6 protein-coding genes are annotated in these 7,550 nt (G+C 46.6%); 3 read left to right on the forward strand and 3 right to left on the reverse strand.

The features are described from left to right. Window positions 1–240 precede the first annotated feature (240 nt). Window positions 241–759 (forward strand): type II secretion system protein, encoded by a 519-nt coding sequence (locus L5L98_RS18065; RefSeq protein ID WP_105251541.1) that lies wholly within the window; start codon window positions 241–243, stop codon window positions 757–759. A gap of 141 nt (window positions 760–900) precedes the next feature. Here L5L98_RS18065 and L5L98_RS18070 read toward each other — a convergent pair whose 3' ends face one another. Next, window positions 901–1,944 (reverse strand): DUF3626 domain-containing protein, encoded by a 1,044-nt coding sequence (locus tag L5L98_RS18070; protein WP_263142696.1) that lies wholly within the window; start codon window positions 1,942–1,944, stop codon window positions 901–903. Between the two features lie 633 nt (window positions 1,945–2,577). On the opposite strand from L5L98_RS18070, the gene L5L98_RS18075 reads away from it, so the two are divergent. Continuing rightward, window positions 2,578–4,122 carry a DEAD/DEAH box helicase gene (locus L5L98_RS18075; protein ID WP_105251539.1) on the forward strand — a complete coding sequence of 515 codons (1,545 nt, stop codon included), beginning with the start codon at window positions 2,578–2,580 and terminating at the stop codon, window positions 4,120–4,122. A 189-nt stretch (window positions 4,123–4,311) separates the two neighbouring features. On the opposite strand, the gene L5L98_RS18080 is transcribed toward L5L98_RS18075, so the two are convergent. Together L5L98_RS18080 and dbpA are read right to left on the reverse strand one after the other, a co-directional pair. Further along, a complete protein-coding gene (locus L5L98_RS18080) occupies window positions 4,312–5,385 on the reverse strand; it encodes a hypothetical protein (RefSeq protein ID WP_263142697.1) in 1,074 nt (357 codons plus the stop codon). A 283-nt stretch (window positions 5,386–5,668) separates the two neighbouring features. Beyond that, window positions 5,669–7,045: an ATP-dependent RNA helicase DbpA gene (gene dbpA, locus L5L98_RS18085; RefSeq protein WP_011847678.1), complete on the reverse strand. Its 1,377-nt coding sequence runs from the start codon at window positions 7,043–7,045 to the stop codon at window positions 5,669–5,671. A gap of 382 nt (window positions 7,046–7,427) precedes the next feature. On the opposite strand from dbpA, the gene L5L98_RS18090 reads away from it, so the two are divergent. Further along, window positions 7,428–7,550: transposase (locus L5L98_RS18090; protein ID WP_263142432.1), on the forward strand; the 123-nt coding region annotated here is incomplete at its 3' end.

A 7,550-nucleotide genomic window follows, 5' to 3' on the forward strand; every position in this document is an offset into this window, starting at 1 on the left:
GGATCGACTATCGATAACAATTCAGTTTAAGGGGCTTGCAACAGCTAAAAAGTTCCGATAGGGACGCAGTATCGCAGGCATCTACAACAGATGAAACCCTATCACAGACTTTTGCTAGCGGACTCACAAAAACGAGCTAAAGATAAATAAATCTAGGAGTTAACGGAACTTTACCTAGTACTAGCCTGATTTTAAAAACTTAGGTAGCATGAAGCTCTTTGTATTGAATGTCCTCTATCTATGCCAAATAAAAATGCTGGTTTCACCCTGATTGAACTCGTTGTGGTTATTATTATTCTTGGCGTATTAGCCGTAGTAGCTGCACCTAAATTCATTAATTTACAATCAGATGCCTATAAGAGTCAGCTATCAGGTGCACTGGCTTCGATGAAATCCGCCGTCACTTTATTCAAATCAAAGTCGGAAATTGCTAACAGCGGCACCACGAATAGAGTCGTTTACGACGAAATCCGTGGCGAAAACTATCAGCCTTGGGCTGCCAGCACCAGCGGTATAACGCCAAGTACGGCTTACACGACTCCGCCAGAAATTTTTAAAGCGGCAGGGCTAAATGTGAATGAGTGGTCCTATCGAATTTACACCACCAACGGCACCTATGAAGTTATAGCCACACCAAAGCAAAAACTGAACCTTGCCACGCCCACAGAAGCGCAAGTCGAAGCGACAAATTGTTATATCGACTATAAATGGGAGACAACGGGCGTCCCCACTTATAAAAAAGTCGACACTGGTTGCTAGGCGACCTTAACGATAAAATATCTATAGAAAAAAAACAGCGAATTAACCTGATGTTATCTCGCTGTTTTATTTACGACCTAAACTCATTTTGTTGTTAATGCTTACGTTTACAATTAAGCATTTTTAAAGAGTTCGCGCTTATTACACTCCACCGTATTTCACCAGCACATGCCAGAGCAACTTAAGTTCATGGGCGACTTGCGCACGATTACCGCGGTCGCGCCAATGCTGGGGGGAATGGTATAAATCCCGCGCCGCCACGCCTATGGCATAGGCATCGACTCTGTCTTCTATGGCAATCCGATTAGCCAGCGATGGCATAGTTGGCCCACGGAAATCACTGGGGATCTGCGCCGTATGCAGGCTAAAGCCATCATAATATTGCAGCTCAATATCATATTTATCGCAAATTTTACTTAAGCTTGCGCCAATATCAGTCCCCTTAAAACTGGGGTCCGCCACCAGCATGGCGATATCTTCATCGAGGGAAACATCGCCATGGATCTGCGCCTCTATATAATGGTCAAGATTATTCGATAGCGGCCGCTCGAAACGTGAAAGCAAGGAAGCATTGAGCTGATGCCCCAAATAATGGATCACATTCAGCGGCTTAAAGTCGGATTTGCCTAAGGCATAGTGACGCTCAAAACTCTCAGTCAGCAGCGCCGCTAAAATATCATCGAAACATGACAGCGTGCCTTTCTCTTTCGGATTACGATACGAGTCAAGATAACTAAAGGTTGAGCGCGCCATCGCACTCGTATGAGTCAAAAAATAACAGCTTCCAAAACGTGGGGCGGGACCGTCCTGCCACATCCCCAGATCGAGTGCGCCGTATTTAGGCCGAGATTTAGTGCCCTTGTATACATCCCCAAAAAGCTGATTTTCCCAATGATCCCGTGGGCCACCTAACTCAGGTGACAACTGACCATTGGAAATATGGGTCTCAAACTGGCTGCGGTATTGACCATCGCGCAGTAAACCTTCGGCAACCGTCATACCACGGCTATCAATTCTATCTGGATGAAAATGCAGCGCAATTCGGCCACAGTTGAGCAATTGTTTAAGCGCGAGTTGCATCTCATGCATGGGGATATTTGACATCTGCTGCACATTTTTAATCACAGCGACGGCTTGTTCACTGCGTCCTCGTGCAAGGCGTTCAATATGCTGTATCGCTGTCATAATCCACCTATAAATGAGAGGCGTTTAACCGTTCCCACAATGCCTCATCCTAAAATAAACGTGAGATAAATCGCAAGCATGCAGAGAACTGCTCTTAAGCCACTCCATCTAAATGACTAAGTTAAACATGAATGACTCAGTTAAACGTGACCGTGAAAACACTCAATAATTCTTTCGCTCGGTTCATTGTTAAAAATTCAGCGAATAACATCAATCACGAACTGAACAGATAGCTAAACCAATTGCGTCATTGATTAATTCTACTCCAATCGACTTTAGTTTATACCACTCTCATTATTGTAGCGTGATCTACCGCTAACTCATTCTAACTCTAGATAAAAAATGCCTATGACTTCAATTGATATTATGAAATAAGCCTAATAGTCATCTTATTCCTTGAAATCAATTAACTTCCATAACCTCAAACTCTGCCATCTAAACTTGCGCCTAAAAGATAAGCGAGGCCGAGTGAAAGCCGCCGACAAGCGATTTATGTGCCAATATGAATGAAACCCAGCCCAAAAACCTTTATTAGATGGCACTTAAAGCCCTGATCCTGTAAGCTGCACGCCCGCCAGCAGACCTGGCTATTGACCATAAATGCAGCACAGTGTTGCCACAAGAGACCAATCTATGAGTTTTACCTCCCTGGGCTTATCGGCCCCGATACTTAAAGCCGTTGCCGAGCAAGGCTACGACACACCTTCGCCAATCCAAGCTCAAGCAATTCCCGCTGTGCTTCAAGGCAAAGATGTGATGGCGGCCGCCCAAACAGGAACAGGTAAAACAGCAGGTTTCACCCTACCTATGCTCGAACTCCTGAGTAAAGGTAACCGTGCCCAAGCAGGCCAAGTGCGCGCATTAGTGTTAACTCCGACACGCGAATTGGCAGCTCAGGTTGCAGAAAGTGTTGAAACCTATGGTAAGAATTTACCACTGCGCTCGGCGGTAATATTTGGTGGCGTGCCTATCAATCCACAAATCGCAAAATTGCGCCACGGTGTCGACGTATTAGTCGCCACACCGGGTCGATTGATGGATCTATATAATCAAAAAGCGGTGAAATTCAGCCAGCTTGAGATCTTAGTGTTAGATGAAGCCGATCGCATGCTCGACATGGGCTTTATCCGCGATATCCGTAAAATTTTGGCCATTTTACCTAAGCAACGTCAAAACCTGATGTTCTCAGCCACCTTCTCCGATGAAATTCGTGAGCTGGCAAAAGGCCTAGTCAATGATCCAGTCGAAATTTCGGTCACGCCACGTAACGCGGCAGCGACCACAGTAAAACAATGGGTTTGCCCAGTTGATAAGAGCCAAAAATCGGCACTCTTGATCCAACTCATCAAGCAAAACGATTGGCAACAAGTGTTGGTATTCTCGCGCACTAAACATGGTGCTAACCGTCTGGCGAAAAGCCTTGAAGAGGCAGGTATCAAAGCCGCCGCTATCCACGGTAACAAGAGCCAAACCGCCCGTACTAAAGCCTTAGCCGACTTTAAAAATGGTCAAGCTCGCGTACTGGTTGCGACCGATATCGCCGCCCGCGGTTTAGACATAGACCAATTACCACAAGTGGTTAACTTCGACTTACCGAACGTGCCAGAAGATTATGTACATCGTATCGGCCGTACTGGCCGCGCTGGCGCATCGGGTCAAGCCGTGTCACTGGTAAGTAACGAAGAAATCAAACTGCTGAACGATATCGAGCGTTTGATCAATCGCGTATTAGACCGAGAAATGGTTGAAGGCTTTAACCATGAATTGCCAGAATCACGTTTAGGTGGCGGTGGGAAAAGTAGCGGTAAATCAGTACCAAGCCGTAGAAATACCCGCAGCTCAAACCAACCTAGCTCACGCGATGGTGCCCCAAGAAGCGCCGAGCATAAAGACGGTCAACGCAGCGGTGACGTCGCGCGCGGTCACAAGCCAAACGACAAGAATCCAAGACACAGCGGTGAAGCCAGTAGCGCCCCCCGTAGTGATGCCAAACCTCGTCCCCCACGTTCAAACGATGGCCGAGCCAATAGCGCAGGCGCTAGTCGTCCAAGTGAAAGCCGTTCAGGCGCTGGCGAGAATCGTGGCCAAGCGGGTGAGAATCCTTACGCCAATGGCCCAAAGAAAAACACCCGTCGCCCAAATAACGGTGCGAGTCGTCCAAGACATTCACAGGATTAATGCAAAAGCTAAGCGAACTTGCTTAGCGCTTTAGCCGTATTAAGTCCTAAACAGAAACGCCCAACTCCGTATGGAATTGGGCGTTTTTTGCCTTTGTTTATTTTGATGCTTAGCTCGTTATCTACGCTTTGAACAATAATCGGCTTGAACAATCACTGCCTTAAAAACAGCCTAAAACGGCAACCTAAGTTAATTCGCCTTTGTATCTGGCAACTGCTGCAGGACTTCATCAGTAAAATAGGGTTCATCTTCAACCCAAAAAATGTAGTCTAAGCCTAGGTAGTTTTGTGCAAAATCCAACAGCTCAGGCACAGTATTCTTTTTACCCGTTTTAGGATTAATCTGCCGTAAATTACCGTCTTGCACCGCCATACCTTTCACCAGTGTCGCTGGGTACTCTTGAATAAAGGCATAACTTTGTGCCATATGACTTTTACGGTAAGGCATCAGATCTGGGCCACCCACACCCATGTTGAGCGATTTGGCTTGCGCAAATAAGCCTCGCATATAGCCTTTGTCATTCCATGGCAGCCATTCGTCTGGCAAAAAGTTCAAATACACCATAGCGGTTGAATGCTGAAATGACTCAGCTAATACCTGCATATTCTCGCCAATCGCATCGATATAGGCTTTAGGATTAAAATCACTGGGGAAGGTAGTCGTTCCATCGGCGTTTTCAGTCCCCACATCAATTGAGCTTTCACTAAAGTTAATGCCCGCAATTTTCCCATCAAACTCTTGGCCTAGCTGGCGCACCAATTGCTGATAACGCGCACGCACTGAGGGCTCCCACATTTTGGCTGACCAGCCATACTCATCATCCGTCACCAGTTTATTGGGATCACGCTCTGGTGCACTCAACATGCTTTGCTTCAACACACCGCCTTGATAAATAGGATCATCGAGCAAATAACGCGGCACGTTGACTCTGGGCGTAAAGGATTTCTCTTGCAGCTGGATCCACAATTTTTTGCCTATCGAATCGAGATACGCAATATCGGCCCTAATCGCGCTGAAATCATATTCGCCCTGCTTAGGCTCTAAACTGCGCCAAGTATAAACAATCTGCGCACCGCCAAAACGGGGATCGCGCAGCGCCTTGTCGGCACGAATGTTTTCTCCGTTGGCCTCACGATGATTAATGTAGATGAAGTGCTGTAACGGTTGCGACTCTGACTTAGACTCCGGTTGCGGCTCTGGCTGAATTGATGCAACGCTCGCTGCGCTTAAAAAGATGCTTAGTAAAATAGTCCATCGAAACATAAATACTCCAAACCGATGCAGCCTTATCACCTGACAAAGCCGTTAATCCGCTCATTTATTTTTTACTCAGAATCACTTCTAACACAGGCAAGCTGAGGGGCATATCAATTAAGCAGACAAATACAAAGTGTTACTTAATCGCCCAATAAGATTCGAGGTGAAGTAGACACAAAGGTGTAGTGACTACAGCTATAAAACCCAACAAAAAAGGGAATAAACCTGAGTTTATTCCCTTTAAAAATAGAGCGAATTAAATCGAGGTACGATTCAACTCAAGCCAAACTTACTTCATTGGCCAAGCGCGGTAAGATTTTCCTTTAATGCGCCCGCCAGTAATTTTGTTCAGCGCTTTCTTGGCAACCTTACGATTAACGGCCACATAGGCGCGGTAATCGGTCACTTGGATTTTACCCACCTGTGAGCCTTCGATACCGTTTTCGCCCGTCAGCGCGCCTAAGATATCCCCTGGACGCAGTTTTTCCTTCTTACCGCCATCGATCTGCAAAGTGATCATGGTTGGGGCTGCAGGCGTGTTGCCGAGCAGGCTTTCAGAGGGCAATGATTCGCTGGTGATTTCGCGCTCTAAATACTCTTCTAACAAGGCAATTTTGTAACCGTCTTGGTCATTGTAGAAGGTATAAGCGGCGCCTTTACTGCCCGCACGGCCAGTACGACCGATACGGTGAATATGCACTTCGGTGTCATAGGCGACGTGATAGTTGAACACGGCATCCAGCGCATCGATATCTAAACCACGGGCAGCAACGTCAGTCGCCACTAAGACACAGGCACTCTTATTAGCAAATTGCAGCAGGGTTTCGTCCCTGTCTCTTTGCTCTAAATCGCCGTGCAAAGCCAATACGCTAAAGCCTAAACCTTCAAGCTCATCGGCCACTTTTTGGGTTTCGCGTTTAGTGTTACAAAACACCACTGCGCTTTCAGGCTTATGTTCTAACAACAATAATTGCAGCGCTTGCATACGCGCCTTGTCATCGTCTAAATGATAAAAATGTTGGGCTATGCTTAAGCTGTCGTGATTACCTTCAACTTTAACCATGCTTGGGTCATACATGATTTGCTTAGCAATCGATTGAATTTGCTCAGGGAACGTCGCGCTGAATAGCAGCGTCTGACGCTCACGCGGGGCTTGTTCGATAATCGCATCTAGAGCGGGTTGGAAGCCCATTTCTAACATGCGATCGGCTTCATCGAGCACTAACATGTTGAGATTGCTTAAATCTAAGCGATTGCGATCTAAGTGATCAACGATACGGCCAGGCGTACCCACAATAATGTGCGCGCCGTGTTCCAGCGAGCCAACTTGTGGCCCCATAGGCACACCGCCGCAAAGTGTCAGTACTTTAACGTTATGAATACCACGGGCAAGGGTACGGATTTCCTGCGCCACTTGGTCGGCCAACTCGCGGGTTGGGCATAACACTAAGGTTTGAATGCGAAAGCGTTTAACGTCTAACTTGTTCAGTAATCCTAAGCCGAAGGCGGCCGTTTTACCCGAGCCAGTTTTACCCTGACCTATCACATCCTGCCCCGCTAAGATGGGTGGCAAACTTTGCGCCTGAATTGGCGTCATCTCGTTGTAGCCCATAGAAGAAAGGTTCTCAAGCAGTTCGGGTTTTAGCTTAAGAGTCGAAAAAGCCATTGATGGATTAGGCTTAGTATCAGAGTTGCTCAAGGTGAATATCCTGTGGTGGGTAACGAAGCGGCTGCTAGGTTACTGAAATTGCGTTACTTATCGATTAAACTGGTCTATCAAGATTCAGGTTAGCTTTGGGCTAGCTTGAGTTTAGATTTAAGCGCTAGGCTCGCTCAACCCAAAAGCACGGCTATTGTAGCAACAAAGCGCGGCTTTTGCCTCAAGTCCTTAAGCAATAGACATAGTAGGCGTGAACAGCAATAAAAAAGCCCTATAGGAATACCTGTCTCTTCTACACAAATCCCTCGGTTTGCCCCGGGGGATTTTTTTGAACCATTTTTAATTAACCTGATCTGATCCTGACCTTTTGTTTCAGATACCACATGCCATGTTTTTAAGTGAACCATCACTCTGGGCACAGAGCATTTTTCAGCGCGCAAAATTAGGGGATGTACGAAGGACCAAACGGCTTGTACAGTTGGCGGCTCAACTTGCAGCTCATACAGGACAA

This window comes from Shewanella sp. SM23 (assembly GCF_025654295.1).
Taxonomy (GTDB): domain Bacteria; phylum Pseudomonadota; class Gammaproteobacteria; order Enterobacterales; family Shewanellaceae; genus Shewanella; species Shewanella oncorhynchi.